The organism is Mesorhizobium sp. WSM4307, assembly GCF_007003945.1.
In the GTDB taxonomy this organism is placed as follows: Bacteria; Pseudomonadota; Alphaproteobacteria; order Rhizobiales; family Rhizobiaceae; genus Mesorhizobium.
Map to the genome: position 1 here is coordinate 451,864 of NZ_VFTB01000001.1, position 25,358 is coordinate 477,221.

Annotated in this window: 24 protein-coding genes; 13 read left to right on the forward strand and 11 right to left on the reverse strand. The window is 65.2% G+C overall.

Annotated elements, in window-relative coordinates; translation table 11 throughout:
- The 6 genes from FJV83_RS02050 to FJV83_RS36290 are packed head-to-tail and all read left to right on the forward strand — an operon-like array spanning position 1 to position 4,632.
- Positions 1 to 1,077, forward strand: a complete 1,077-nt coding sequence (locus tag FJV83_RS02050; RefSeq protein ID WP_142884920.1) for a Gfo/Idh/MocA family oxidoreductase — start codon at positions 1 to 3, stop codon at positions 1,075 to 1,077.
- Positions 1,077 to 1,895 (forward strand): sugar phosphate isomerase/epimerase, encoded by an 819-nt coding sequence (locus tag FJV83_RS02055; protein ID WP_142884921.1) that lies wholly within the window; start codon positions 1,077 to 1,079, stop codon positions 1,893 to 1,895. Before FJV83_RS02050 ends, FJV83_RS02055 begins: the two co-directional genes overlap by 1 nt.
- On the forward strand, positions 1,895 to 2,728 hold the full coding sequence (locus FJV83_RS02060; protein WP_142884922.1) for an alpha/beta hydrolase: 834 nt from the start codon (positions 1,895 to 1,897) through the stop codon (positions 2,726 to 2,728). The genes FJV83_RS02055 and FJV83_RS02060 overlap by 1 nt, the downstream gene beginning before the upstream one ends.
- Positions 2,725 to 3,447: a ribulose-phosphate 3-epimerase gene (locus FJV83_RS02065; RefSeq protein ID WP_142884923.1), complete on the forward strand. Its 723-nt coding sequence runs from the start codon at positions 2,725 to 2,727 to the stop codon at positions 3,445 to 3,447. The genes FJV83_RS02060 and FJV83_RS02065 overlap by 4 nt, the downstream gene beginning before the upstream one ends.
- A complete protein-coding gene (locus tag FJV83_RS02070) occupies positions 3,444 to 4,463 on the forward strand; it encodes an ROK family protein (protein WP_095771198.1) in 1,020 nt (339 codons plus the stop codon). Before FJV83_RS02065 ends, FJV83_RS02070 begins: the two co-directional genes overlap by 4 nt.
- A 4-nt stretch (positions 4,464 to 4,467) precedes the next feature.
- Positions 4,468 to 4,632 carry a hypothetical protein gene (locus FJV83_RS36290; RefSeq protein ID WP_179295779.1) on the forward strand — a complete coding sequence of 55 codons (165 nt, stop codon included), beginning with the start codon at positions 4,468 to 4,470 and terminating at the stop codon, positions 4,630 to 4,632.
- Between the two features lie 13 nt (positions 4,633 to 4,645).
- Here the strand turns inward: FJV83_RS36290 and FJV83_RS02075 are convergent, their stop codons facing one another.
- Positions 4,646 to 5,974 (reverse strand): dicarboxylate/amino acid:cation symporter, encoded by a 1,329-nt coding sequence (locus tag FJV83_RS02075; protein ID WP_095791209.1) that lies wholly within the window; start codon positions 5,972 to 5,974, stop codon positions 4,646 to 4,648.
- 321 nt (positions 5,975 to 6,295) lie between these two features.
- Here FJV83_RS02075 and FJV83_RS02080 point away from each other — a divergent pair, with 321 nt between their 5' ends.
- The 3 genes from FJV83_RS02080 to FJV83_RS02090 all read left to right on the forward strand — a co-directional run bounded on the left by FJV83_RS02080 (position 6,296) and on the right by FJV83_RS02090 (position 9,989).
- The gene (locus tag FJV83_RS02080; protein WP_142884924.1) at positions 6,296 to 8,116 is read left to right on the forward strand and encodes a sensor histidine kinase; all 1,821 of its coding nucleotides are present in this window, start codon (positions 6,296 to 6,298) and stop codon (positions 8,114 to 8,116) included.
- The gene (locus FJV83_RS02085; RefSeq protein ID WP_142884925.1) at positions 8,113 to 9,498 is read left to right on the forward strand and encodes a sigma-54 dependent transcriptional regulator; all 1,386 of its coding nucleotides are present in this window, start codon (positions 8,113 to 8,115) and stop codon (positions 9,496 to 9,498) included. The genes FJV83_RS02080 and FJV83_RS02085 overlap by 4 nt, the downstream gene beginning before the upstream one ends.
- Positions 9,499 to 9,566: 68 nt before the next feature.
- Complete coding sequence (locus FJV83_RS02090; protein WP_142884926.1) at positions 9,567 to 9,989, forward strand: GNAT family N-acetyltransferase; 423 nt, start codon at positions 9,567 to 9,569, stop codon at positions 9,987 to 9,989.
- Here the strand turns inward: FJV83_RS02090 and FJV83_RS02095 are convergent.
- The 9 genes from FJV83_RS02095 to murA form a co-directional block, all read right to left on the reverse strand.
- Positions 9,986 to 11,101, reverse strand: coding sequence for an anhydro-N-acetylmuramic acid kinase (locus FJV83_RS02095; protein WP_142885063.1), 1,116 nt, complete (start codon positions 11,099 to 11,101; stop codon positions 9,986 to 9,988). The two genes, FJV83_RS02090 and FJV83_RS02095, sit on opposite strands and share 4 nt — an antisense overlap.
- Positions 11,101 to 12,102: a serine hydrolase gene (locus tag FJV83_RS02100; RefSeq protein WP_142884927.1), complete on the reverse strand. Its 1,002-nt coding sequence runs from the start codon at positions 12,100 to 12,102 to the stop codon at positions 11,101 to 11,103. Before FJV83_RS02100 ends, FJV83_RS02095 begins: the two co-directional genes overlap by 1 nt.
- Positions 12,103 to 12,325: 223 nt before the next feature.
- On the reverse strand, positions 12,326 to 14,074 hold the full coding sequence (locus FJV83_RS02110; protein WP_142884929.1) for an ABC transporter ATP-binding protein: 1,749 nt from the start codon (positions 14,072 to 14,074) through the stop codon (positions 12,326 to 12,328).
- Entirely contained in the window at positions 14,071 to 14,910 is an 840-nt protein-coding gene (locus FJV83_RS02115; RefSeq protein WP_142884930.1) for an ABC transporter permease, read from the reverse strand. The genes FJV83_RS02110 and FJV83_RS02115 overlap by 4 nt, the downstream gene beginning before the upstream one ends.
- Positions 14,910 to 15,869 (reverse strand): ABC transporter permease, encoded by a 960-nt coding sequence (locus FJV83_RS02120; protein ID WP_095771191.1) that lies wholly within the window; start codon positions 15,867 to 15,869, stop codon positions 14,910 to 14,912. The genes FJV83_RS02115 and FJV83_RS02120 overlap by 1 nt, the downstream gene beginning before the upstream one ends.
- Positions 15,870 to 15,903: 34 nt before the next feature.
- Positions 15,904 to 17,421, reverse strand: coding sequence for an ABC transporter substrate-binding protein (locus tag FJV83_RS02125; RefSeq protein WP_095786720.1), 1,518 nt, complete (start codon positions 17,419 to 17,421; stop codon positions 15,904 to 15,906).
- 124 nt (positions 17,422 to 17,545) lie between these two features.
- The gene (gene murQ / locus FJV83_RS02130; RefSeq protein ID WP_142875309.1) at positions 17,546 to 18,469 is read right to left on the reverse strand and encodes an N-acetylmuramic acid 6-phosphate etherase; all 924 of its coding nucleotides are present in this window, start codon (positions 18,467 to 18,469) and stop codon (positions 17,546 to 17,548) included.
- A gap of 162 nt (positions 18,470 to 18,631) precedes the next feature.
- Positions 18,632 to 19,516, reverse strand: coding sequence for an N-acetylglucosamine kinase (locus FJV83_RS02135; RefSeq protein ID WP_142884931.1), 885 nt, complete (start codon positions 19,514 to 19,516; stop codon positions 18,632 to 18,634).
- Positions 19,513 to 20,769: a UDP-N-acetylglucosamine 1-carboxyvinyltransferase gene (murA, locus tag FJV83_RS02140; RefSeq protein ID WP_142884932.1), complete on the reverse strand. Its 1,257-nt coding sequence runs from the start codon at positions 20,767 to 20,769 to the stop codon at positions 19,513 to 19,515. Before murA ends, FJV83_RS02135 begins: the two co-directional genes overlap by 4 nt.
- A 164-nt stretch (positions 20,770 to 20,933) precedes the next feature.
- Here murA and FJV83_RS02145 point away from each other — a divergent pair, with 164 nt between their 5' ends.
- From FJV83_RS02145 to FJV83_RS02160, 4 genes are all read left to right on the forward strand, one after another.
- Complete coding sequence (locus FJV83_RS02145; RefSeq protein WP_095786716.1) at positions 20,934 to 21,794, forward strand: MurR/RpiR family transcriptional regulator; 861 nt, start codon at positions 20,934 to 20,936, stop codon at positions 21,792 to 21,794.
- A gap of 353 nt (positions 21,795 to 22,147) precedes the next feature.
- Complete coding sequence (locus FJV83_RS02150) at positions 22,148 to 22,978, forward strand: transporter substrate-binding domain-containing protein (protein ID WP_185973307.1); 831 nt, start codon at positions 22,148 to 22,150, stop codon at positions 22,976 to 22,978.
- A 64-nt stretch (positions 22,979 to 23,042) separates the two neighbouring features.
- A complete protein-coding gene (locus FJV83_RS02155) occupies positions 23,043 to 24,341 on the forward strand; it encodes a cation:dicarboxylase symporter family transporter (RefSeq protein WP_246691778.1) in 1,299 nt (432 codons plus the stop codon).
- Positions 24,338 to 25,150 (forward strand): amino acid racemase, encoded by an 813-nt coding sequence (locus FJV83_RS02160; protein ID WP_095786714.1) that lies wholly within the window; start codon positions 24,338 to 24,340, stop codon positions 25,148 to 25,150. The genes FJV83_RS02155 and FJV83_RS02160 overlap by 4 nt, the downstream gene beginning before the upstream one ends.
- Positions 25,151 to 25,161: 11 nt before the next feature.
- On the opposite strand, the gene FJV83_RS02165 is transcribed toward FJV83_RS02160, so the two are convergent.
- On the reverse strand, positions 25,162 to 25,326 hold the full coding sequence (locus FJV83_RS02165; protein WP_179295777.1) for a helix-turn-helix transcriptional regulator: 165 nt from the start codon (positions 25,324 to 25,326) through the stop codon (positions 25,162 to 25,164).
- Between the last annotated feature and the right edge of the window lie 32 nt (positions 25,327 to 25,358).

Consider the following 25,358-nt stretch of genomic DNA (forward strand, 5'->3'; position numbering starts at 1 on the left):
ATGATCAAGAAACAAGACAGACGCCTTAGGGTCGGTGTGCTCGGCTGCGGCCCGATCGCGCAGTTCGCGCATCTGGAATCCTGCGTGAAAGCCGGCAATGCCGATCTCTACGCCATCTGCGACGCGGCCCCCGACCTGCTCGCGCGCATGGGCGCCACCTACGAGCCGCAAAAAATGTATGCCGACTATGACGCCATGCTCGCCGATCCCGAGCTGGAGGCGGTGATCGTCGCCACTTCGGACGCCTATCACGTGCCCATGTCGATCAAGGCGCTCGACGCCGGAAAGCACGTGCTGTGTGAAAAGCCGATCGGCACTTCGGTCGAGGAGGGCGAGGCGCTGGCGGCGGCGGTGAGGCGTTCGGGCAAGGTGCTGCAGGTCGGGCACATGAAGCGCTTCGATCCGGCGCTGGAGGCCGCGCGCGACTTCGTCCGTGACGAGATGGGCGAGGTGCTGGCGCTGAAGGCTTGGTATTGCGATTCCACCCATCGCTACACCAACACCGATGCCGTGCAGCCGCTGCCGGTCACCAGCAAGCTGGCCAGGAAACCTTCGGGCAATCCGAAGGCGGACCTGCGGCAATATTTCATGCTGGCGCATGGCTCGCATCTCGTCGACACGGCCCGCTTCCTGTGCGGCGAGATCACCGCCGTGCGCGCCCGCCTCAATGAACGCTTCGGCGCCTATTGCTGGTTCGTCGAAACCGAATTCGCCGGCGGCGCGCTCGGTCATCTCGATCTCACCGTCGCCGTGCGCATGGATTGGCACGAAGGGTTCCAGCTCTATGGCGAGAACGGTTCCGTCATCGCCAAAACCTTTAACCCCTGGTACTTCCGCGCCAGCGAGGTCGATATCTTTCATGAGAAGGATGCGACCTCGCGCAAGCCGCTTGGCGCCGACGGCCACTTCTTCCGCCGCCAGTTGGAAGGTCTTGCCGACACGGTGCTGAACGGAACGCCGATGCGCGGCGCCAATGTCGAGGACGGCATCGCCTCGATCCGTGGCATGGTCGCGATTGCCCGTTCTGTGGAGACAGGCGAGCGGGTCGAACTCGCCTCGGTTTCGGGTGCGGTCTGATGCGCCTCGGCATCTTCGCCAAGACTTTCCCGGGAACAGATCCCGCCGCCGTGCTGGCTGCGGTGAAGCAGACCGGATATGAGACGACGCAGTTCAATCTTGCTTGCGCCGGCCTGCCGTCAATGCCGGATGCCGTCCCGGCGGATGCCAGCGCTTCCATCCGCGCTGCAGTGCAATCATCAGGCGTTTCGCTTGCAGCCCTCTCGGGCACCTACAACATGGCGCATCCCGACAGGGCGGTGCGCGATGATGGTCTTCGCCGTCTTGGCGTCGTCATCAAGACGGCTGCATCCCTCGGCATCCCGCTGGTCACCCTTTGCACCGGATCGCGCAATATCGCCGATCAATGGGCCTATCATCCCGAAAATGCCACGCCTTCCGCCTGGTTCGACATGGCTGCCGAGATGGGCAAGGCGCTGGCGCTGGCCGAGGATGCCGGCGTCGATCTCGGCATCGAGCCCGAACAGGCCAACATCGTAACCTCGGCCAGCGACGCGACACGTCTGATCGCCGACATGCGCTCGAAGCGACTGAAGATCGTGATCGATCCGGCCAATCTGTTCGAGTACGCCACGCCGGACGAGGCACGTGCCATCGTCGCCGCCGCGATCGATGAGGCTGCCGGCCACATCGCCATGGCGCATGCCAAGGACCGGCATGGTGACGGCCGCTTCGCCACGGCAGGGCAAGGCATCGTCGATTTTCCGGATTTCGTCGCGCGGCTGAAGGCTGTGGGTTTCGACGGCGCGCTCGTCACGCACGGATTGTCGGCTAACGAGGCGCTGGATGTTGCGACCTTCCTGCGGGTTCTGCTCTGATGGGCGCCGCGCCGACGATCATGCTACGCGACGATGCCGCGCTTCGTGTCTTCGACACGGGGCGGGGCAGGCTATCCGTCGTCTTTCAGCATGGTCTCGGCGGTGATGCCAACCAGGTGGCGCAGAACTTTCCTGACCAACCATCATGCCGCCGGCTGACCGTGGAATGCCGCGCGCAGGGCGGCTCCAGCGCCGGCAGCAAGCGTCCGTTCTCGATCGCCATGTTCGCCGACGATGTGCTGGCCGCCGCCGACGCCGCCGGCCTCGACCGTTTCGTTGCCGGCGGCATTTCGATGGGCGCGGCCACCGCGCTGCGGCTTGCCGCCCGCCATCCGGAACGCGTGCTTGGCTTGGTGCTGGTGCGTCCTGCCTGGGCCTTCGACGCGGCGCCGCAAAACATGCGTCCCTACACGGAAGTGGCGGAACTCATTCGCCGGCTTCCGCTGGCGGAGGCCCGCGATGCCTTCGAGTCCTCCGCGACATCGGCCCGCTTCCGCGCGGAAGCACCGGACAATCTCGCCTCGCTGCTCGGCTTCTTCGCGCGCGAAAACGCTACCGTCTTTGCCGAAGTGATGCAGGCGATCGCCAATGATGGACCTGGCGTGACGCAGGCGGCGGCCGCTCGCCTCGCGATTCCCTCGCTGGTCATCGGCAGCGACATCGATCTCGTCCATCCCCTGGCGACCGCCCGCGAGCTTGCTGAGACCATCCCCAATGCCGCCTTCGTCGAGGTGACGCCGAAAGCGGCCGACAAGGATCGCCATTTCGCCGAAATCCGCGCCGCTATCGGCGGATTTCTCGACAGACATTTCAACAATCAGGACCAATCATGACTTCCAAGCCCCTGTCAGGCCCGGCCGCTATCGCCGCATTGCCGCGCGATCGCTTGATCGCCGAATTCTCGCTCTGGTCGGCCAATCTCGCCAATTTCGAGAGCGACCTCAGGCGCATCGAACCCCATGTCGATCTGCATCATATCGATGTGGCGGACGGCCATTTCGCGCCCTCCTTCCTGTTCTTCCCCGATCTCGTCGCCCGCATCGCCGGACTGACCGCCAAACCCATCCATGTCCATCTGATGGTCGATGCCGCAATCGTCGAGGCGCAGACGCGCCAGTTCATCGATGCCGGCGCCGACATGATCAGCGTCCATGCCGAAAACGGCGAGGCGGGATTGCGCGCCGTGCGGCTGGCGCGCGACCTCGGCGCCGAAGCGGGCGTCGTGTTGAGGCTTGAGACGCCGGTCGAGGCAGTGAAGCCTTTCGTCTCCGAGGCCGCCTTCGTCACGCTGCTCGGCACCGCGATCGGCGTGAAGGGCCAGAGCCTGTCGGACAAGGCCTGCGACAGGCTGGGCGCTGCCCGTGCCATCCTGCGAGGAGCCGGCCGTGAGGCAGAAGTGGTGCTTGCCGCTGACGGCGGCATCCGCCACGAGACCGTGCCCTTGCTGCGTGCCGCCGGTGCGGAGACTGTGGTTCTCGGTTCGCTCGCCTTCGGCGACAAGGATCTCGCCGGCCGCATCGGCTGGCTGCATGGGCTGAAGGTTGCGGCATGACCACTGAAGCCGCGCTCGCGATCGATCTTGGCGGCACCGAGCTTCGTGCCGCGCTGGTCGACCGTGACGGCAAGATCCTGGCCTTCGCCGCCGTGCCGACGCAGGCACAGGCCGGACCCGACGTGGTGATCGGCCAGATCGAGGCGCTGGCCGCGACCGTGCATGCCGAGGCGCCGGGCCTCGCCATTGTCGGCGTCGGCGTCGGTGCGCCGGGGCCGCTCGACCCGCTGGCCGGCATCGCCGTCGGACCGCCGACGCTGGCCGGCTGGCAGGATGTGCCGCTGGCAGACATCCTCGAGCGTAGGCTCGGCCTGCCGGTGCGGCTGGAAAACGATGCCAACGCGGCAGCACTTGGCGAATGGCGCTTCGGTGCCGGTCATGGCGCCCGCTCGCTGGTCTTCGTCACGGTTTCCACCGGCATTGGCGGCGGTGTCGTTGTCGACGGGCGCATCTTGCATGGCCGCCGTGGGCTGGCCGCGGAGATCGGTCATATGACCATCACCAACGAGGGCGAGCGCTGCGTGTGCGGCGTCGTCGGCTGCTTCGAGGCCATCGCCTCGGGCACGGCACTTGGCCGCCGCGCCAACGCCGAGACATCGGCCTTTGACGGCTCGACGTTGCGCCGCCTCTCGGCCAATGCCGAGGTCACCGGCCGCCACGTGGTCGAGGCGGCGCGGCTGCAGGACGGCCTCGCTCTGGCCCTGCTCGAGGAAGAAGCACGCTGGCTGGGCGTCGGCTTCACCAATTTGCTGCACCTCTATTCGCCCGACGTGCTGGTCGTCGGCGGCGGCATCGCCAATGGGCTAGACCTGATGCATCCGGTCATCGAGGCGACCATCCGGCAGCGCGCCATGCGCGCTTACCGTGATGTGCCGGTCGTCCAGGCCCAGCTCGGCCGCCACGCCGGGCTGGTCGGCGCCGCCAGCCTTGTCCTGTTCGACGATGGCAGCCTGGCAGCCCGCATGCCCGTCGGTCCAAGCACGTTTCCCGAAGCGAGGAGGGACTTCAACGGCTGAGTTCATGCTCGACGGTGCGCGCATCAATCAGGTCGATCCGTCCCACTGCCATCTCTTCGCTGCCGATGCAGAGCGCTGGCGCCGCTCGGCAAGACCCGTTCCGCGTGACATCGTCACCCACATGAAAATGGCCGGAGGCATCGCTGCCTCCGGCCATTCGTATTGCTAAACGACCGCGCGAATTACTCGGCGGGAACGATATCCGCCGGCAGGCTGTCGTCGGCCGTGCCGGCCAAAGCCCTGGCGAGCTTGGCCTCGTCGAGCTCGCCTTCCCAGCGCGCGACGACCAGTGTGGCGACGGCATTGCCGATGAAGTTGGTCAGCGCCCGGCATTCCGACATGAAGCGGTCGACGCCGAGGATCAGCGCCATGCCGGCGACCGGCACCGAAGGCACCACCGAAAGCGTCGCGGCAAGGGTGATGAAGCCGGCGCCGGTGATGCCGGCGGCACCTTTCGAGGACAGCATCGCCACCAGCAGCAGCAGGATCTGGTCGCCCATCGACAGATGGATGTTCGTCGCCTGCGCGATGAACAGTGCGGCCAGCGTCATGTAGATGTTGGTGCCGTCGAGGTTGAAGGAATAGCCGGTCGGGATGACCAGGCCGACCACCGAGCGCTTGGCGCCGGCCTTCTCCATCTTCTCCATCAGCGAGGGCAGGGCCGCTTCCGACGAGGAGGTGCCCAGCACCAAAAGCAGCTCTTCCTTGATGTAGCGCAGCAGCGACAGGATGGAAAAGCCGTTGTAGCGGCAGACCGCGCCCAAGACGACGAACACGAACAGCAGAGACGTCGCGTAGAAGGTGCCGACCAGCATGGCGAGGTTGATGACCGAACCGATGCCGTATTTGCCGATGGTGAAGGCCATGGCGCCGAACGCGCCGATGGGGGCGGCTTTCATCAGCACGCTGACCAGCTTGAACATCGGCGCCATCAGCGCCTGCAGGAAGTTGAGCACCGGCGCGCCCTTGTCGCCGACCAGCGCCAGCGCGATACCGAACAGCACCGAGAAGAACAGCACCTGCAAGATGTCGCCGTCGGCGAAGGCGCCGACGATCGTGCCGGGGATGATGTTCATCAGGAAGCCGGTGACCGACTGGTCATGCGCCTTGGCGGCATAGGTGTTGACGGTCGAGGCATCGAGCGTCGCCGGGTCGATGTTGAAGCCGGCGCCCGGCTGCACGACATTGGCGACGACAAGGCCGATGATAAGCGCCAGCGTCGAGAAGGTGAGGAAGTAGAGCATCGCCTTGCCGGCGACACGCCCGACCTTCTGCAGGTCGCTCATGCCGGCAATGCCGGTCGCCACCGTAAGGAAGATGACCGGGGCAATGATCATCTTGACCAGCTTGATGAAGGCGTCGCCGAGCGGCTTCATGCTCTCGCCGATCGACGGATAGAAGTGACCGAGCAGGATGCCGACGGTGATCGCGACGAGCACCTGCACGTAGAGTTGGGCATAGAAAGGCTTGCGCTGCGCGGCAGCCGCGCCTGATTGGTCTGCGATGTGCATCGAACTCTCCCTGGCCGGATGGACGGAACCCGCCCTGCGTGACTTCTCCCATCGCGGCGTTCCGGTCGCCCGCCGCTGGCAAGGAGTTTGCAAGCGATGTGCCAGATCGGGGGAAGCCGTGAATCCCGGGATTTCTGCGGTTGTCCGGTGCTTTGCGGCAAATGCCTGTGCGGATTTCCGCACAGGCACCGTTTGCCTGGGCGGAATTACGCATTACACTGGCCGCCAAGCCGCGAAGAAACGGGGCCGCGAAAAAAAGGGAGAGGGCAGACGCCGCACGCAGGCACCGATAGCGGGTCCGCAGGGTTTCCCGGCCGTGAATTGCTGCGCGAGGCGGTGGCGCGGCTGCGCGATGGCCGCTGGCTTGTTATCGTCGTCGCCCTCGCGATCCTGGCGGGCGCGATCGCCGTTGCCGGACGCATTGCCACCGGCCAGGCGACCAATGGCCTGCGTGATGGCGCGCTCGCCGCCCTGCCGCTGGCGGCGGGAACGCTGACAGGCGAAATCGAGAAACAACGCCTGGTGCCGCTGGTGCTGGCTCGCGACGATGCGGTGCGTGGGGCGCTGCGCCGGGCCGGAAAGATGCAGGAAGCGGCCCTCAACGAAAAGCTCAAGGCGATCGCCGGCGATGCCTCCGCGTCCGCCATCTATGTCATCGACACGGCGGGCATCGCCATATCGGCCAGCAATGCCGGCGAGCCGACGAGCTTCGTCGGCATCGACTATAATTTTCGCCACTATTTCAACGAGGCGATGTCAAAGGGGTCGGCCAGCCAATATGGCCTCGGCACGATCAGCGGCCGGCCGGGCCTCTACCTTGCCAGCCGCGTCGACGACAATGGCAAGCCGCTGGGCGTCGCGGTGCTGAAGGTCGAACTCGACGGTGTCGAAGCCAATTGGCGCTCCAGCGGGTTCCTCGTTTTCGTCACCGACGAACGCGGCGTCGTGCTGGCCACCAGCCAGCCTGAGTGGCGGTTTCACGCGCTGGCGCCGCTCTCTGCCGAAGACGCCGCAGCTGCCCACGAGCAACTGCAACTGGACGATGCCGCCTTCGAACCCCTGCCGATACGGCGCGGTGCCGGCGACGGCCTTGCCACCATCGACGGCCCCGGCAAGCCACGTCAATTTGTCGAGGTGGTGCAGGACCTGCCCGGCGCGGTTCCCGGCTGGCGCCTTTGGGTGCTGACGCCGGCGGATGCCGCTCTCTCGTCGGCCGCCAACACGGCGCGGCTGACGACGCTGCTCGGGTTGCTGCTGACCGGCCTGCTTGCCTACGTATTCACAAGGCGCCGCCGCACACGCCGGCTGCGGCAGGAGGCGCTGGCGCGCATGAATGCCGAGCTGGAAAGCCGGGTCAGCACACGGACCGCCGAGCTGACACGCTCCAACACCGCGCTCGCCGGCGAGATCGCCGAGCGCGAAAATGCCGAGGCCAAGGTTCGCCGGCTGCGCGACGATCTCGCCCAGGCCAACCGGCTCTCCATCCTCGGCCAGATCGCCGCCGGCGTGGCGCATGAGATCAACCAGCCGGTCGCCGCCATCCGCACCTATGCCGAGAATGCCGGACGTTTTCTCGACAACGGCAAGACCGAACCGGCGAGCGGTAATCTGACCTCGATCGTCTCGATGACCGAGCGCATCGGCGCCATCACCAGCACCTTGCGCACCTTTGCCCGCCGGCCAGGTGTCGCCGCTTCGCCGTTGCCGGTGCGCGAGGCGATCGACGGCGCGCTGTCGCTGCTTTCCGGTCGCATCCGCGATTCCGGCGTCACCATCGTCAAGCCGCGCGGTACCGCCTCGCCGGTGGTGATGGCAAGCCGCATCCGGCTGGAACAGATCCTCGTCAACCTGTTGCAGAACGCGCTGGACGCCATGAAGGACCAGCCCGATCCCCGCATCGAGATTGACCTCGCCGAGCGCGACGATCGCGTGCTGATTTCGGTGCGCGACAATGGTCCCGGCCTCGGGCCGGAAGCAGCCGGCAATCTGTTCATGCCGTTCCAGACCACTAAGGAGAAGGGGCTCGGCCTCGGGCTGGTGATCTCGCAGGAGATCGCCCAGGAATTGGGCGGCACGCTGCGGCTCGACCCCGACAGCGCCAACGGCGCGTCCTTCACCATCGATTTGAGGCGAATTGAATGAATGAGGGATCAGGGCTGGTGGCGCTCGTCGAGGACGATGCCGATCTGCTGCACGCCACCACGCAATTGCTCGAACTCGCCGGTTTCACTGTGGTCGCGCGCGAGGCCGCCGAGCCCGCACTTGCCGTCGTCGACAGGGACTTTGACGGGGTGGTTGTCAGCGACATCCGCATGCCGGGCATGAATGGGCTGCAGCTGTTCGACCGCATCAAGGCGATCGACCCTGACATACCGGTGATCCTGGTCACCGGGCATGGCGATGTCGATCTTGCCGTGGCCGCCCTCAAGGACGGTGTCTACGACTTCATCCCAAAGCCCTATGCCGGCGATCGCCTGGTCGAGGCGCTGAGACGGGCATCGGAGAAGCGGCGGCTGGTGATGGAGAACCGGCGGCTGCGCGAAGCCGCGGCGCTCGCTGCCGACGGCCTGCCGCTGATCGGCGAGGCGCCGGCCATCCGGCGCCTGCGCGAGACCTTGCGGCAGATCGCCGACATGGATGTCGACGTGCTGGTGGAGGGCGAGACCGGAACCGGCAAGGAAGTGGTGGCCGACCTCTTGCACCGGTGGGGCCGGCGGCGTTCCAAACCCTTTGTGGCGCTGAATTGCGGCGCCTTGCCGGAAACCGTCATCGAAAGCGAACTGTTCGGCCACGAGGCCGGCGCCTTCACCGGCGCGCAGCGGCGGCGGATCGGCCGCGTCGAGCATTCCAGCGGCGGTACGCTGTTCCTCGACGAGATCGAATCCATGCCGCCGGCCCTGCAGGTCAAGCTGCTGCGGGTGCTGGAGACGCGCAGCCTCACGCCGCTCGGCTCGAACGAGGTCCGGCGCCTCGATCTGAGGGTCGTCGCGGCAACCAAGGTCGATCTCGGCCGGCCCAACCAGCGCGGCGATTTTCGCGAGGATCTCTATTTCCGCCTCAACGTGGTGACGCTGCGCATCCCGCCGCTGCGCGAGCGGCGCGGCGACATCCCGATGCTGTTCGGTCATTTCCTCGGCAAGGCGGCTGAACGGTTCGGCCGGCCGGTCGCCAAGGTCAATGCCGCGGTCAGCGATCATCTCCAGTCGCATGCCTGGCCGGGCAATGTGCGCGAGCTCGCCCATTTTGCCGATCGCGTAGCACTTGGCCTCGGCCCGGACGACGAGGTGAAGGGGGTTTCCCCGAAATCGACGGAACCTGCCGCCTCGCTGCCCGAGCGCGTGGGCCACTACGAAGCGCAACTCATCCGTGACGCACTGCGCGACCACGGCGGCGACGTGCGTGGCGCGATCGACGCGCTCGGCGTGCCACGCAAGACTTTTTACGACAAGCTCAAGCGCTACGGCATTGCCGCATCCGAATTCCGCAATGGCGGCGACCCGCCCCCCGTTCGAGAGCAGACATAGAAGTTGCGCGAGAGCCTCGTGCTCCGCAACCCTTCATCCCATCCAGCCGAGCTTTGCGGAAAGAGCCCATGAACACGACACTCGAAACAACGGCAAACCCCTTGCCGGAAGACCTCGCCTTTCTCGGCGAGCGTCTGACGGCATTCAATGACGGCGATGTCGGCGCCTCCCAAAGAAAGGCGCTCGCTGTGTTCGTGCGCGACGAGGATGGCGCGGTCGTCGCGGGCATTTCGGGCTACACCGCCTGGGGCTGGCTCTACGTGCAGTGGCTGTGGGTCGATGAAAGGCTGCGCGGCCAGCACATGGCAGGCCGGATGCTGGACGCGGCCGAGCAGGAAGCCGTGGCGCGCGGTTGCAACAACGCCTGGATCGACACCTTCAATCCAAACGCCGCCAAGGTCTACCAGCGCCAGGGCTATCAGCTCTTCGGCAGGCTGGCCGATTTCCCGGTCGGTCGCAGCCGCATCTTCCTGCAGAAGAGGCTGGTTTAGCCGGCAAGCTTTCCGCCGCGCATCGGCTGCGGCGCGCCGGTGGTGCTTGGAAAACTGATCGGCAGGCCGCGCAGCACGCGCACCGCCAGGAAGGCAAAACATTCTGCCTCCACCGCGTCGCCGCTCCAGCCGAGGTTTTCCGCCTGCACCACCTCGACGCCGGCGCGGTTCGCGAGCATTGCCATCATCGTCGGATTGTGGCGCCCGCCGCCGCTGACCACCAATTTTCGGGGCCGGCTCGGCAACAGGTCGAGTGCCTTGCCGACGGCGCCGGCCGTGAAGGCGGTGAGCAGGGCCGCGCCATCCTCGGCATTGAGGCCGTCGGCCATGGCTGCGCCGAAATCGAAACGGTCCAGCGATTTGGGATAGGGCTTGGTCAGATAGGGATGCTGCAACAGCTTGGCGAGCCGGGCCTCGTCGACCTTGCCCGCGCGGCCGAGCGCGCCGTCGCGGTCCATGTCGCCGAGCCCCTTCGATTTGATGAAATCGTTGAGCGGCGCATTGGCCGGTCCGGTGTCGAAGGCGACGACATTGTCGGCGCCGTCCCACCAGGTGATGTTGGCGACCCCGCCGAGATTGAGCACGGCCACCTCGCCACTGGCGCCGGCGCTGCGCATCAGAGCAGTGTGATAGGCGGCGGCCAGTGGCGCGCCTTGCCCGCCGGCGCGCATGTCGGCCGAGCGGAAATCGTAGGCGACCTTGGTGCCCAACAGGGAATGCATCAGCTCGCCGTCACCCAATTGCCGCGTCTGGCCGAGCCGCCCGACCTGCGGTGCGCGATGCAGCACCGTCTGGCCGTGAAAGCCGACGACGCCGATATCGGCCATCGTCATGCCGTAGCCCTCGACCAATTCGTTGACCGCCGCCGACTGGGCACGCGTCAGCGCTTCCTCGGCCTTGCGGAAGATCGCCGGTTCCGGCCCGACAAAATTCCAGGCCCGCGCCGCCGTCAGCGTCTCTTCCAGCAGCGAGCGGATCGATGGGGGATAAGGCATCAGCCGGTAGGTGCCGAAATCATCGATGCGCTCGCCATCGGTCTTGATCAGCGCGACGTCGATATTGCCGTCAAGCACGGTGCCGGTCATCAGGCCGACGGCCCAGATTGGTCCCATCATTGAACTCCATTCATCAGATCGCCGACCGCTTGCCGAAGCTGAACGATTCCGCTGTCGAAATGACGTGTCGGATGGATCCGGTTGGTGAGCAAGGTCCAGGCCTTGCCCTTGTCGAAATCGATCCACAAGCCGGTGCCGGTAAAGCCGGTGTGGCCGATCGTTCCCGGGCTGCACAAGGCCCCGCCGGACCAGCCGTCATAGGAGCGCTCCCAGCCATGGGTGCGGGTGGCGGACAAGGGCGTGCGCATCAGCGCGGTCGAATTCTTGGAAGCACCGGACAGCAGCCCTTGCGCGAAATCAAGCACCGAAGCCGCCGTGCCGAACAGCCCGGCATGACCGGCGCCTTGCAGCGCCGAGCAATTGTCGTCGTGGACCTCGCCGGACAGCACACGATGGCGCCAGGTGCAGTCCTCGGTCGCCGCGGCGGCATCCGGCTGCGTGGACCAGGCAAATCCGGTGCCGGGATCCATGTCGCGGATGGTCTTGCCCGACACCCGCTCCAGCGCAAAGCCGAGCAGGATGAAATTGATGTCGGAATAGACGGGGTCACGGGCTCGCCATTCGCGCTGCAGGATGAAGGCACGCAGCAATTCGGGATCGCGCCCGTAAGTGTAGATCGGTTCGACAGCCGGGAAGGGGGTCTGGTGGCCGAGGCACTGGCGAAACGTCACCTTCCGCTCCCACGCCGATTGATCGTACTGGCGAAGGTCGGGCAGCACGGAGGTCAGCGGCGCGTCGAGATCGATGACGCCGGTTTCCGCCAGCGCCAGGATGCGCGGCGTGGTGAAGATGACCTTGGTCAGCGATGCCAGGTCGAACCAGGTTTCGACGGTCATTGGACGCTGCTTGGGCACGAGGTGCGCCGAGCCGATTGCCCTGACGATGCGATGGCCATTGCTGTCGACAATGCCGAGCACGCCGCCGGGAATGCGCTTGGTGGACACCGCGGCTTCCAACGGTGCGAACGAGCGGTCGAAGAGCTGGGCGAGGGCGCTCAACGCCACCCTCCTCTTGAAAGGCCGAGATCCTTTGCGCCCCCCTCTGTCCTGCCGGACATCTCCCCCACGAGGGGGGGGATCAGCAGCGTTGATGTTCCGCCAACCTTCCAACGTTGGAGATTGGCGAAAGCCGCGACGACATCCGATCTCCCCCCATGTGGGGGAGATGCCCGGCAGGGCAGAGGGGGGCGCTGTCCCGCTAACCTGAGATATCCCTGGGCCATCACGCCTCGACCCTCGCCATATGATCCCTGCCAAACTGCTCCCATTTCGCCGGCGCCGGCTCGAACCCTTGCGGGCGCACCAGCGAGGGAACCTGGCGGGTGTCGATCTCGAAATGCTCGCGCCGCCGCTCGATGGTCGGAACGGCGGCGATCAGCTTCTTCGTATAGGAGTGCTTCGGTTTCGACAGCACCGAGGCCGCGTCGCCGATCTCGACGATCTGGCCGGCATAGATGACGGCGATGCGGTGCGCGATCCGCTCGACCACCGCCATGTCGTGCGAGATGAAGAGATAGGCCAGACCGAACTCGCGCTGCAATTCGACCAGCAACTCCAGCACCTTGGCCTGCACCGAGACGTCCAGTGCCGACACCGCCTCATCGAGAACGACCACCGACGGGTTGAGCATCAGCGCGCGGGCAATGCACAGCCTCTGCCGCTGGCCGCCAGAGAATTCATGCGGATAGCGCTGCAGGCTATTTCGGGGCAAGCCGACGCGTTCCAGCAGGCTCGCCATTCTGGCGCGTGTCTCGGTGTCCACACGACCACCATTGGCGATCACCGGTTCGGCCAGGATGCTCTCGATGGCCAGCCTCGGATTGAGCGAGGCGTAGGGGTTCTGAAACACCATCTGCACGGGCTTGGCGCGGCGCTCCGCGGAAGCCTTTCGAGTGCCAACCGAGAAGCTGCCGCGCGTCGAGCGCACCAGCCCAAGCACCGCCTTCGCGGTGGTGGATTTGCCCGAACCGCTCTCGCCGACGATGGCCAAAGTCTCGCCCGGCATCAGGTCGAAATCGACGCCATCGACGGCATGCACGGCGCCGGTGGCGCGGCTGAAGAAATTGCTCTTGAGGGGGAACCGCACCACCAGTCCGTCGACCTTCAAGGCCGGCTCCGTGTTTTCACCCTTGTCGCGCAGGCCGTCCGCGCGGGTCGCGCTTCCATTGGCGAAATGCGGCACGTCCTGCAGCAGATGCTGGGTGTAGGGGTGCCGCGGCCTGTCGAGGATCTGGTTCAGCTCGCCTTGCTCCACGGCCTGCCCGTTCTGCATCACCATCACCTTGTCGGCGATGCCGGCAACCAGGCCGATATCGTGGGTGATGAAGATGACGGACATGCCTGTTTCGCGCTTCAACTCGGCCAGCAGCGCCATGATCTGCGCCTGCACGGTGACGTCGAGCGCGGTGGTCGGCTCGTCGGCGATCAGCAGGCGTGGGTTGCAGGCTAGCGCAATGGCGATCATCACCCTTTGCAGCATGCCGCCCGACAGCTGGTTTGGCGTGTATTTCAGCCGCCGCGCGGCATCGGGAATACGCACGCGGTCGAGCGCATCCTTGGCCGCCGCCGTGGCTTGCCGGCCGGTAAGGCCGCGATGCAGCCGGAACGATTCCTCGATCTGTGTGCCGATGGTCAGCACCGGATTGAGCGAGGTCATTGGCTCCTGGAAGATCATGCCGATCTCGGCACCGCGAATGCCGGTCAGATGCGGTTCGGTGGCAGTTATCAGGTCGAAGAGGCTGCCGTCGGCCCGCTTCAACATCATCGCGCCGCCGGTAATGCGGCCGCCGCCAAAATCGATCAGCCGGTTGATCGACAGCGCGGTGACGGATTTGCCCGAGCCGCTTTCGCCGACAATGGCCAGTGTTTCGCCATCGGCGAGGTCGAAGCTGACGCCGCGCACCACCTCGTTGGTGTGCGGATCGCGGCCGAAGCCGACGCGCAGATCGCGGACCGACAGCAGCGGCGTCATGCCGGCACCCTCCGCATCCTGGGGTCAAGGATATCGCGCAAGGCATCACCCAGCAGGTTGAAGCCGAGGATGCTGATCATTATGGTCAGTCCCGGAAAGATCATCAGCCAGGGCGCGGTCTCCATCAGATTGCGGCTGTCGCTCAGCATCAGGCCGAGCGAGGCGGCGGGCGGCTGTGTGCCCAGCCCAAGGAAGCTCAACCCGGCTTCCGTCAGCAGCGCCCAGGCCAGCGCCAGCGTCACCTGCACGGTCAGCGGCGCCACCAGATTGAGCAGCAGGTGCCGCGTGACGATGTAGCTGGGACTGCTGCCGAAAGTGCGCGCGGCGTCGACGAATTCACGTGCCTTGAGCGACAGGGCAGGGCCGCGCACCACGCGCGTGAAGATCGGCGTGTAGACGATGCCGATGGCAACGACGCTGGTCCATGTGCCTGGCCCGGCGACGGTGACGATGAGCAGTGCCAGAAGGATGGCGGGGAAGGCCAGCAGCACATCCATGATGCGCATCACTACGCCATCCCAGCGGCGTCCGAGCCAGGCTGCGGCCAGCCCGAGCACGGTGCCGGCAAGGGTCGCGAAGGCCACCGAGAAGAAGGCGACGGTGAAGGATTGGCCGGTGCCGGCCATCAATCGGCTGGCGACGTCGCGGCCGAAAAGGTCGGTGCCCATCCAGTAGGCGCCGTTCGGTGCGTGCAGCCGGTCGACGCGGAACTGCGTGATCGGATTGTGCGGCGTCAGCCCGAGCAGGCCGAGGATGGCGATCATGACATAGATGCCGACGATGACGCCGCCGATGCGGCCGCTGCCATGGCCGAAGATGGCGCGCAGGATGCGCATCACTGCTCTCCCAGCCGGATGCGCGGATCGAGCGCGACATAGGCGAGGTCGACCAGGAGATTGACGATCATGAAGTTGAAGGCGATGAACAGCACGGCTCCCTGCACCAGCGCGTAGTCGCGCTGCAGGATGGCGTCCAGCACCATGCGACCGAGGCCGGGCAAGGCATAAATCTGCTCGACGATGACGGCGCCGCCCAGGAGATAGCCGAATTCGATGCCGCTCAGCGTCACCACCGGGATCAGCGCATTGGGGAGCGCATGCCGCCAGATGACGCTGCGGGCCGACGCCCCCTTGCTGCGCGCGGTGCGTACATAGTCATCGCTCAAAACGTCGAGCATGGCCGAACGCGATATGCGCGTGACCGACGCTGCGAAGGCAAAGCCGAGCGTGATGGCGGGCAGGATCAGTTGGCTGAGATTGCGCAAGGGATCTTGCCAGAGCGGCGCGAATTCGCCCATCGCCGGCAGCACGCCGAAGCCGGCCGACAGCGTGTAGATGATCAAGAGACCGAGCACGAAGCTCGGCGTCGACTGGCCGATCATGGCGACGACGCGGACCCCGAGATCGGACGGTTTGTCGCTATGCGTGGCGGCATAGATGCCGGCCGGCATGCCGACGGCAAGCGCGATGACCATCGACAGCAGAGCCAATTCCAGCGTCAGCGGGAAGCGTTCGAGGATGACATCGAGCACCGGCTTGCCATAGGTGACCGAAATGCCGAAATTGCCGTGCAGGATGCCGCCGATCCAGCGCCAGTACTGGACGAACCAGGGCTGGTCGATGCCGAAATAGGCGGCGAGCGAATCCCGCTGTGCCGGCGTCAGCAGCCCCGCCTCCGTCCCCAGCATCGCCGTGATCGAATCGCCCGGCACCATCCGGATCGCCACGAAGACAAGGATGGACACGCCAAGCAGGACGAGAGGAAACGTCGCCAGTCGTCGCATCAGATAGTTCACGCGAAGGATACCTCTCGTCCAATGCCTGCTGCGGCTACTTCTGGATGGTAACCTTGCTCAGGCTGAACAGCGTGCCTGTCGGCGTCGGCACGAAGCCGGCGATGTTCTTCTGCTGGGCCGTGTAGCTGTAGGAGGTGTAGAGCCAGATCCACGGCGACATCTCGGCGAGGTGCTTCTCGAATGCGGCGAAGATCGCCTTGCGTTTGGCCGGTTCGGTCTCGGCGCGGCCCTGCTGCATCTGGCTGTCCAGCGTGTCGTCGATGTAGTTGGCCACCTTCTGCAGATTGCCTGCCTTGGTCCAGTAGCGGTTGTACATCGTGTACGGGTCGGCGCGGCCGCCATTGAGCGCGATCGCCATGTCGAAATCGCCCTTCAGCCAGGCGTCGACATAGACGTTGAGCTCCATCATCTTGATGTCGAGCTTGACGCCGATTTCAGCCAGCTGCGACTGGATGACCTGGGCTTCCGCGGCCGCCGTCGGCGGCTCGCCGGTGGCGCCGATCACGGTCGCCGAAAAGCCGTCGGCAAAGCCGGCCTCGGCCATCAGCTTCTTGGCCTTTTCGACATCGCGCTTGTAGCAGAACAGCTGGCTCGGATCGGTCGCCAGCGCTGGGATGGTCAGCGGTCCGGTGACCTTGCCTTCGCCCAGCGAAGCCGTGTCCAGCACCTCCTGCCGGTCGATGGCGCAGGAGATCGCCTGGCGCACCTTGAGCTCGGTCATCGGCTTGCGCGACGGGTTGAGCTGCAGCACGTGATAGGCAAGCACCGGCACGCGGTTCAGCTGCAGGCTGGCCTCCTTCGGCACCAGTGTCGCGACCAGCGGATCGTTGAGCAGGGCGAAATCGATCTGCTTGGTGCGCATGGCGGCCAGGATCGCCGCTTCGTCCGGCAGCACGCTGATCTCGATGCCGTCGACGCCGGTCGCGCCGCCGGCCCAGTCCTTGTTGGCGCTGAGCACCTCCTTGGCGTTGGGGTCCCATTTGTCGAGCTTGAACGGGCCGGAACCAAGCGCCTTGGTGCCGATCGACCCGGCCTTGATTTCACTGGCTGGGACGATCGCCGCGTTGACATCGCTCATCGCCGTCAGGATCGGCACGTCGGGTTGCGACAAATGGAAGACGACGGTGGCCGCATCAGGCGTGTCGATGCCGGCGATCGACAGGAAATTGGCGCGCGCGGCCGCGCCGGTCTTCTCGTCGAGGATGCGCTCGAACGAGGCCTTGACGTCGGCGGAGGTGACGGCCGTGCCGTCCTGGAATTTCGCCTTGGGATCGAGCTTGAAGGTCAGCTCCTTGCCGTCCTTGGAGAATTCCCAGGAAGTGGCGATTGCCGGGATGATCTGCAGGCTGGCATCGACGCGCACCAGCGGCTCATAGATCAGTTCCAGGAGCCGCAGCGACGAAAAGGCCGTCTGTTTATGCGGGTCAAGTCCCGTGGCGTCCTGCGACCACGCCATGTGCAGCGTCGCGGCCTGTGTCGAAACCACAGCCACGCCGAGCATCGCGGCAACCGTGATGGCCGACAGGAGTGTTCTTGTGAGATGCCTTGCCATTTTCGTCTCCCATTATGATTTGAACTTGAGGCCTTGCAGTTTCTACGGACCGCTTCCAAGACACACATGCTTTGGAGTATCGGCCCAGTCTATGCGGCTTCACGCCGTCTTGTCTAAAGCGGCTTCATGCCGTCCTGTCGCTGATCGCCTTTCGCAGGAAACCTCCGGCCTTGCCGAGCGCCGCGCGCGCCGCCTCGACATCGAAGCCTGTGATCGCCACCAGGATCGCCAGCTTCACATCATTGCCGGTCTGGGCGAGCACCTGTTTGGCACGCTGCGCCGTGCAGCCGCTGGTCTGCATGACGATCCTGATGGCTCTCGCGACCAGCTTTTTGTTGGACGGGTTGAGGTCGACCATCAGATTCTCATAGCTCTTGCCGATGCGGATCATCGAGGCCGTGGTCAGCATGTTGAGCACCAGCTTCTGCGCCGTTCCCGACTTCAGCCGGGTCGATCCGGTGAGAACCTCAGGCCCGACGACCGGCGAGATGGCGATGTCGGCGATGCCGGCAATGGTCGATGCCGGATTGCAGGACAGGGCAACCGTGGTCGCGCCGACCTGCTTCGCATAGTTCAATCCGCCGATGACGTAAGGCGTGCGCCCGCTGACGGCGATGCCCACCACGACATCGTCCGGTGTGAGCCCGATCTCCTGCAGGGCCTGCGCGCCCATTTTCGGGTCATCCTCGGCACCTTCCGTCGACCGCACCAAAGCGTCCGGGCCGCCGGCGATCAGGCCGATCACCATGTCCTCGGGCACGCCGAAGGTGGGCGGGCATTCCGACGCATCGAGGACGCCGAGCCGGCCGCTGGTGCCGGCGCCGACATAGATAAGCCGCGCGCCTTTCTGGAAGGCAAGCACGATCCGGTCGACCGCGGCGGCGATTTCCGGCAGCACCTTTTCGACAGCCACAGGCACAATCCTGTCCTCGTCATTGATCTTGCGCAGCACATCGATGGTCGGCAGCAGGTCGATATCCATCGTCCGCGGATTGCGGCCTTCGGAAACCAGCAGGTCCAGCTCAGACATCAACCCTTGCTCGGTCATTCCAGTGCTTTCAAAAAATTCTGCTGCCGGCGTCCGACATGGCTCAACGGGCCACAGGCACACGGACCTTGGGTCCGTCATCATAGGTTTTTCATTGTTAACTTTTTAGAATTGGATATTCGTATCGTCAACAGGAAATTGGAATATTTTATTCCTATGTCGCTAAGCCTGCCCTACGCAGAATGATCTCTTGGCAAGGATGATCGCACCGGACACGGCGTCGCCGTCGGCGGGCTTCAGGCGGCGCCTTACATCGGGCGAAAGCCAGGGTTCGAGCGCACTGGCGAGGCCGCCCAGCAGGGTCACGCGCGGCGCGCCTTTTTCGAACAGCACCCGCACCAGCGTGTCGATCTGCTCGGCGGCACTTTGCACGATGCGTCGTCCGGCCGGATCGCCCTGGTCGGCATGGCGCATCACCATCGGCGCCAGCGCGGCGTAATCCGTGGCGCTGGCGCCGTCCATCCAGGCGACCGCTTCCATGGGATCGCCCTCGAAGCGCTGCATCACTTCCGCCAGCAGCGCCGTCCGCTCGTGCCGCCCGTCATGGGCGCGCAACGCCATTTGCACGGCTTTCAGGCCGAGATCGGCGCCGCTGCCTTCGTCGGAGATCGGAAAGCCATAGCCGCCGACGCGCAGGTCGCGCCCTTCGACGAAGCCGAGGCCGATCGAGCCGGTCCCGGCAATTACGATGGCGCCATCCCTGCCGGAATGGGCGCCCAGGCAGGCGCCGACACCGTCGCTGACGTAATCGATGCTCGCAAAGGGGTGCGCGATCGCCCGCAGCACTTCCAACGCGCCCTTCCGGCCGATACCGGCAAGCCCGATGCCGGCGCGGATCCGGGAGGTCTCGCTCGGCCCAAAGCCAGCCTCCTCGATCGCCGCACCAAAGGCTTTGGCTATGGAGGCCCAGGCCGCGTCGATGCCGAGCCGCGTCGTCGCCGGGCCGGACAGGCCCTGTCCAAGCACGTAGCCTTCCGCATCTTCGATACGAGCCCTGCAGCCGGTGCCGCCACCATCGACGCCGAGAAAATAGTCAGCGCCGCTCATGTGCTCAGCCGCTCGATGTCGGCACCGCAAAGCCGCAGCTTGCGGTCCAACTGCTCATAGCCGCGGTCGAGATGATAGACGCGGTTGATGATCGTCTCGCCTTCGCTGACCAGCGCTGCCAGAACCAGCGACACCGAGGCGCGCAGGTCGGTGGCCATCACCTGCGCGCCATGCAGTTTCTCGCCGCCGCGCACCAAAGCCATGGTGCCTTGCAGCTTGATGTTGGCGCCGAGGCGCATCAGTTCGGGCACATGCATGAAGCGGTTCTCGAAGATGGTTTCACGCAGCAGCGACGCACCCTCGGCGCAACACATCAGCGCCATGAACTGTGCCTGCAGGTCGGTCGGAAACCCCGGATAGGGTTCCGTCGTGAGATCGGCGGCCTTGAGCGGCCGGTCGCGCGACACGATGAGCCCGCGATCGCCGGGCCAGACGCTGACGCCGGTGGTTTCCAGCAATTGCACCACCGAGGCCATATGCTCGAGCCGGGCATGGGTGAGCTCGAGCTGGCCGCCGGTGATTGCCGCGGCGATGGCATAGGTCCCGGCCTCGATGCGGTCGGGAATGATGTCGTGCCTGGCCGCGTGCCAACCGGTGTCGCCGGCGATCAGGATGCGGTGCGTGCCGGCGCCCTCGATGCGCGCTCCCATGGCGTTGAGGCAAGCGGCGAGATCGGCCACTTCCGGCTCGCGCGCCGCGTTGAGGATCTCGGTTTCGCCCCTGGCCGTGGTCGCCGCCATCATGGCGGTTTCCGTTGCCCCGACGGACGGCGAGCTGAGCACGATGCGCGTCCCGGTCAGCCCGTTCGGCGCCGAAGCGACGATCAAGCCGTTCTCGATGGCGATCCTGGCGCCGAGCGCGGCGAGCGCTGCGACATGCATGTCGACCGGCCGCGCGCCGATCGCGCAGCCGCCCGGCAGCGAAACACGGGCATGGCCGAAACGGGCCAGCAGCGGCGCCAGAACCAGCACCGTCGCGCGCATTTTTCGTACCGTGTCGTAGGATGTCTCCTTGGAAACGGCGGCACTTGTGTCGATCATCGCGGCATGCGCCGATCGCGTCACTTCGGCGCCGTGAAGCCGCACCACGCCCAGCATGTTCTCGACGTCGGTCACATCAGGCAAATTGGTCAGCTCGAGCGGGTAGGGGCTGAGCAGGGCGGCCGCGATCTGTGGCAAGGCAGCGTTCTTGGCGCCGGAAATGGTGACCGCGCCTTCCAGTCTTGGTCCGCCGACGATCCGCAATCTGTCCATGGCTGAACCCTTTCGTGGCGAAAGCCCGGTCGGAGGCCGGTCTCTCCGGGAGAGCCATTCGATTCTCGAACCTGGCAGGTTCGAGATTTAATTCTGCGTTCTTGGCTGTCAATCGAAATTGGAATATTTTATTCCTCCGAGCATCGAAGCGCTCCTGAGGGTCCATGTCCGTTCTCAAGAAGATCAATGCGAAGCTCGACGGCATGGCGCCCGGCGACCGCGAGATCGGCCAGTACATCGTCGACAATCCCGACCAGATGCTGCGCCTGTCGACGGCAGCGCTGGCAGCCGAGATCGGGCGCAGTCAGTCGAGTGTCGTCAAGTTCAGCCAGAAGCTCGGCTATGCCAGCTACCAGGAACTCAAGCTCGCCGTCAGCGAGGCCAAGGCACAGGACTGGCAGGTGCCGGCCGGCGTCATCCACGGCTCGATCGAGGTTGGAGACACCTATCCGGTCATCCTCAAGAAACTGATCGGCAGCAAGCTTCTATCGATGCAGCAGACCGTCGCCGCCAACAGCGAGCGCATCATCTCCCGGACGCTGGAGCTGCTCGATGGCGCGCGCCGCATCCACCTGGTCGGCGTCGGCGCCTCCTCGCTGGTGGCGCGCGATTTCTCCTACAAGCTGATGAAGCTCGGCCGCAACGTGCTGCACGACAGCGACAGCCACATCCAGATGGCCAATGCCGCGACGCTCGGGCCTGGCGACGTGTTGTTCGCGCTGTCCTATTCCGGCGCCAGCATCGAAACCTTGCGCATCGCCGAGCTCGCCGCCAAGCGCGGCACGACAGTGATCGCCGTCACCGGCCTGCACGACAATCCGCTGAGCCGGGTCGCCGACATCCGCCTCTACACCATCGCCGACGAGGAGCGCGCGCGCTCTTCCTCAATCACCGCACGCGACGCGCAGCTGACGCTGACCGATCTGTTGTTCATCCTTTTTCTGCAGAAGCAGCCGGACGCCAACGACTATGTCCACAACAGCGAGGCTGCGGTCTCGGTGCTGAAGGCCGAGCGGTCCTCGTAGGCGTAGGCCGCCTGGTCGGCGGATGGGTTATCGCTGGCGGGGTCAGCAAGGCGCTACCAGGTCGTGTGCACCCTCAGCTTGAACGAACGGCCTTCGGCCAGGCGCGCCCGGTGCCGATCCAACCACCGGCTTGAACCGGCAGGTCGGCCCGCGATTGCCCTCAAACGTGCAGCAACGCGCCCATTTCCGCGATCTTATCTATCAGGAAATACTTATATTTTGAGATGCTGTGCCGCTTCGCTCACTATCCAGAAAGAGCGCAATGTAAAATATACGCTTACTTAACCTCCGCGTGCATACTGCGGAGTGGGCAGACCTGCTTGCTTGCTCTCCCGCACGAATTGAGAATGCGCATGTCGGTTACGCGTCGTACGCTGCTTATGGCCGGAAGCGGTGGGTTGCTGATCTCGCAGGCTCAGGCGGCCAGCACTCAGGCGCAGGACGCCCCAAAGCCCGTCGCAGGCGGCGATGTGTTGCGTATCGCAATGCCGGCTTTTGCTTCCAATCCGTTCTTCCCGGCCGATGGGCTGGGCGACAATGGCATAGACATGGAACTGGCGCACAGCATCGCTGCGCAGCTTGGCGTGGAGCCGGTGTTCGACCGCTCCGCCGCAACATTCGACGGCATGGTGAACCTGGTGAGTTCCGGCCAAGCGGATCTGGCGATCGGCAAGCTCAGCCGGACCCTTCAGCGCGGTCGGTCGATCGTCTATTCCCGGCCCTACGCCATGCTGCGCCAAGGGCTGATCGCCAACCGGCTCAACCTGGCGCGTATTGCGCAAGGCAAGCCGCCCGAGCAGATCATCCGCGAATTCACGGGCGATCTCGGCGTGATCGAGGGCTCTTCATTCGCCACCTATGCGCCGACAACCTTCCCGCACGCGCAGATCCGCCGCTTCGCCAGCTGGGATTTGATCATCGATGCGATCCGCAACGGGACGCTCGACATGGCCTACCGCGATGATTTCGAGATCAAGAAGCTGATGGTCGACGATCCGTCGATGACGGTCGTCGCGCGCTCGATCACGCTGACCGACAAGGTCGACACCATCGCCGTCGGCGTGCGGCCGGACAATCCGCACCTCGCGGCCTTTGTCGACCTCTATCTCGATCTCGCCCGGGGGCAGCAGGTCCTCAACACGGACGAGATCATCGCCCGCTATCGCCAGGGGAGCAAAGCCTGACATGGCCATCTCCGACGTAGCCGGTCCCGTGCCTTTCGATTGGCGCCTCGCGGCAAGGCGCATCTTGCGCTCGCCGGTGACGACGCTCGCGATGATCGGGGCAGGGATCCTGTGCGGTCTCTACTATCCGGCCTTTGCCCATGCGATCAGCCCTGTCGCGCAGCTCTACCTGAATTTCCTCAAGATGGTCGTCCTGCCTTACCTGGTCTCGTCGGTCATCTTCTCCATCACGGCGATGGTCCAGGACCCCAAATCGGTGCGTTACCTCGGCAAGGTGGGTATGGCCGTTCTGGTCGTGTCGTTCCTGGGCGTACTGGTGAGCGGCAGCTTGTCGCTGATCCTCCAGCCGGGCCAGATCGAGAACCCCCAGTCGCGAATCGAGCTTGGCGAGTTCATCAATTCGCAGGGCAGCGTCTCCACCGATCTCGCCTTCCCGTTCCAGCCGCCATCCAACGAAGGCGCCGACACCGGGCATTCGATCCTGCTCGACCTGGTGCCGAACAATGTCTTCAACGCGCTGGCCTCGGGCCAGACCATCCAGGTCCTGCTGTTCTGCCTGCTTTTCGGGCTCGCCATGGGCAAGATCCCCCAACCTTCGTCCATGAGCCTGACTCAGGCGCTCAACGCGGTCTACCGGGCCTGTACGGTCCTCACTAACTGGTTCATCTGGGGATTGCCCTTCGCAACCTTCATCCTGATCGCGGACCAGACCGCGACGACCGGGACCAAGCCGCTCATGCTGATGGGCGGTTACCTGCTGGTGATGGGGCTTTCCTGCCTCATATTCGTCGCCGGCGCCTTTGCCATTATCGCCATCCGGTCGCGGCGCAGCTACTGGACGACGATCAAGACCTGCCAGCCCCTGCTGATGGTGGCCATCACCACGCGCTCCACCGTCGCTTCGCTGCCGTGGGTCATCAACCTGTTGAGCGAGCGCCTGCGGTTCAACCTGGTGGTCGTCGAACTGCTGGTGCCGCTGCAGGCGGCGTTGCTGCGCACCGGCCCGGCGCTGCTCTACACCTCGGGCACCCTGTTCATCGCCCAGCTCTACGGCCATCCGCTCGGCGTGTCGGACCTCGTGCTCGTCGGCATCGCTTCCGCGCTTCTCGCACTCACGACCGGCGGCATGGGCAGCCTGCTCATCCTGTCCCAGATGTCCATCGTGTGCGGCTACCTGAAGCTCCCCTTTGAAGCGGCGTTCGCCCTGTTCGTCGCGGTGGATGCGGCCGTGGACACGTTCATGACGCTGGCCAGCGTTTGCACGGTCGCCGCGAGCACGGCAATGATCGCGCCCAGCCACAGGGAGGCGACGCAGCCTGTCGAAACCGTCTCGGAACACCTCGAAGCCGAGCCGGTCCGATGATCGACGACAGCATCCGTCCCCAACTCGGCATTATCGGCGGCCTCGGGCCGCTTGCATCGGCCGACTTCTACTTCAAGCTGACCCGAATGACCCAGGCATTCCGGGACAACGACCATGTGCCTGCCGTCATCCTCAGCGTGCCACAGCTGCCCGACAGGACCGAGGCGATCCTTGGCAACCATGACGGACCACTGGCGCCTCTGAAAGCCGCGGTCTCGACGCTCAATGTGCTCGGTGTTACCTGTATTGCCATGCCTTGCAACACCGCCCATCATTGGTACGACCAACTGGCGGCGAATTCGCAAGCGCAGATCGTCCATATCGGCGACGCAGCCGTGGCCGAAACGCGTCGTGGCCTGGACCGGGGCCGGGTTGCGATTCTCGCCACCCAGGGCACGCTGGTCTCCGGCTTCTATCAGGACAAGATGTCGGCGGCGGGATTTGGGCTCTGCCTTCCCGCGAACACCGAGTTCCAGGAGCGCGTCGACAACGCGATCAGTCTCGTCAAGGCCGGTTCGACGATGGAGGCGGCGATCGAGACCGAGCGCGCGCTTGATATCGCGCAAACGGCCGGCGCCGATGCCGCCCTTCTTGGCTGCACCGAACTGTCGGTGGTGGCCGCCAGCCTCAACGATGTCAGTGGATTGGTCGTCATCGACAGCAATGCGGCCCTGGCGCGAGCCTGTCTGACACGATTGGGTTTCGGTGCGCAAGACGCTCGGGGCCTGCTGGCCGTACCGCAGCTGCCGGGACATGACCGATCGCTGCACGCCAGTTCTGTCATACTGGCTAGATGCTCGGTTCCATGAAGGTGGAAATGTCACGGGCTGCCGGCGCTCTTCATCCAGGCGCCGGGCGTCACTCCGACCACGGACTTGAACACGCGCGTCAGATGCGCCTGGCCGAAGAAGCCGGTCGCTTCCGCGGCAAGCGCGGCGGCGTCATGTGCCATCATCGCCTTCGGCCTGCCGATCCGCGTCTGCATCTGCCAGCAATGCGGCTGCTGGAAAGTCGTCC

Bases quoted from the DNA above. Each gene is read 5' to 3' on its own strand.
- FJV83_RS02050 (WP_142884920.1), top strand. From the start codon at position 1: ATGATCAAGAAACAAGACAGACGCCTTAGGGTCGGTGTGCTCGGCTGC.
- FJV83_RS02055 (WP_142884921.1), top strand. From the start codon at position 1,077: ATGCGCCTCGGCATCTTCGCCAAGACTTTCCCGGGAACAGATCCCGCC.
- FJV83_RS02060 (WP_142884922.1), top strand. From the start codon at position 1,895: ATGGGCGCCGCGCCGACGATCATGCTACGCGACGATGCCGCGCTTCGT.
- FJV83_RS02065 (WP_142884923.1), top strand. From the start codon at position 2,725: ATGACTTCCAAGCCCCTGTCAGGCCCGGCCGCTATCGCCGCATTGCCG.
- FJV83_RS02070 (WP_095771198.1), top strand. From the start codon at position 3,444: ATGACCACTGAAGCCGCGCTCGCGATCGATCTTGGCGGCACCGAGCTT.
- FJV83_RS36290 (WP_179295779.1), top strand. From the start codon at position 4,468: ATGCTCGACGGTGCGCGCATCAATCAGGTCGATCCGTCCCACTGCCAT.
- FJV83_RS02075 (WP_095791209.1), bottom strand. From the start codon at position 5,974: ATGCACATCGCAGACCAATCAGGCGCGGCTGCCGCGCAGCGCAAGCCT.
- FJV83_RS02085 (WP_142884925.1), top strand. From the start codon at position 8,113: ATGAATGAGGGATCAGGGCTGGTGGCGCTCGTCGAGGACGATGCCGAT.
- FJV83_RS02090 (WP_142884926.1), top strand. From the start codon at position 9,567: ATGAACACGACACTCGAAACAACGGCAAACCCCTTGCCGGAAGACCTC.
- FJV83_RS02095 (WP_142885063.1), bottom strand. From the start codon at position 11,101: ATGGGACCAATCTGGGCCGTCGGCCTGATGACCGGCACCGTGCTTGAC.
- FJV83_RS02110 (WP_142884929.1), bottom strand. From the start codon at position 14,074: ATGACGCCGCTGCTGTCGGTCCGCGATCTGCGCGTCGGCTTCGGCCGC.
- FJV83_RS02115 (WP_142884930.1), bottom strand. From the start codon at position 14,910: ATGCGCATCCTGCGCGCCATCTTCGGCCATGGCAGCGGCCGCATCGGC.
- FJV83_RS02125 (WP_095786720.1), bottom strand. From the start codon at position 17,421: ATGGCAAGGCATCTCACAAGAACACTCCTGTCGGCCATCACGGTTGCC.
- murQ (WP_142875309.1), bottom strand. From the start codon at position 18,469: ATGACCGAGCAAGGGTTGATGTCTGAGCTGGACCTGCTGGTTTCCGAA.
- FJV83_RS02135 (WP_142884931.1), bottom strand. From the start codon at position 19,516: ATGAGCGGCGCTGACTATTTTCTCGGCGTCGATGGTGGCGGCACCGGC.
- murA (WP_142884932.1), bottom strand. From the start codon at position 20,769: ATGGACAGATTGCGGATCGTCGGCGGACCAAGACTGGAAGGCGCGGTC.
- FJV83_RS02145 (WP_095786716.1), top strand. From the start codon at position 20,934: ATGTCCGTTCTCAAGAAGATCAATGCGAAGCTCGACGGCATGGCGCCC.
- FJV83_RS02150 (WP_185973307.1), top strand. From the start codon at position 22,148: ATGTCGGTTACGCGTCGTACGCTGCTTATGGCCGGAAGCGGTGGGTTG.
- FJV83_RS02160 (WP_095786714.1), top strand. From the start codon at position 24,338: ATGATCGACGACAGCATCCGTCCCCAACTCGGCATTATCGGCGGCCTC.
- FJV83_RS02165 (WP_179295777.1), bottom strand. From the start codon at position 25,326: ATGCAGACGCGGATCGGCAGGCCGAAGGCGATGATGGCACATGACGCC.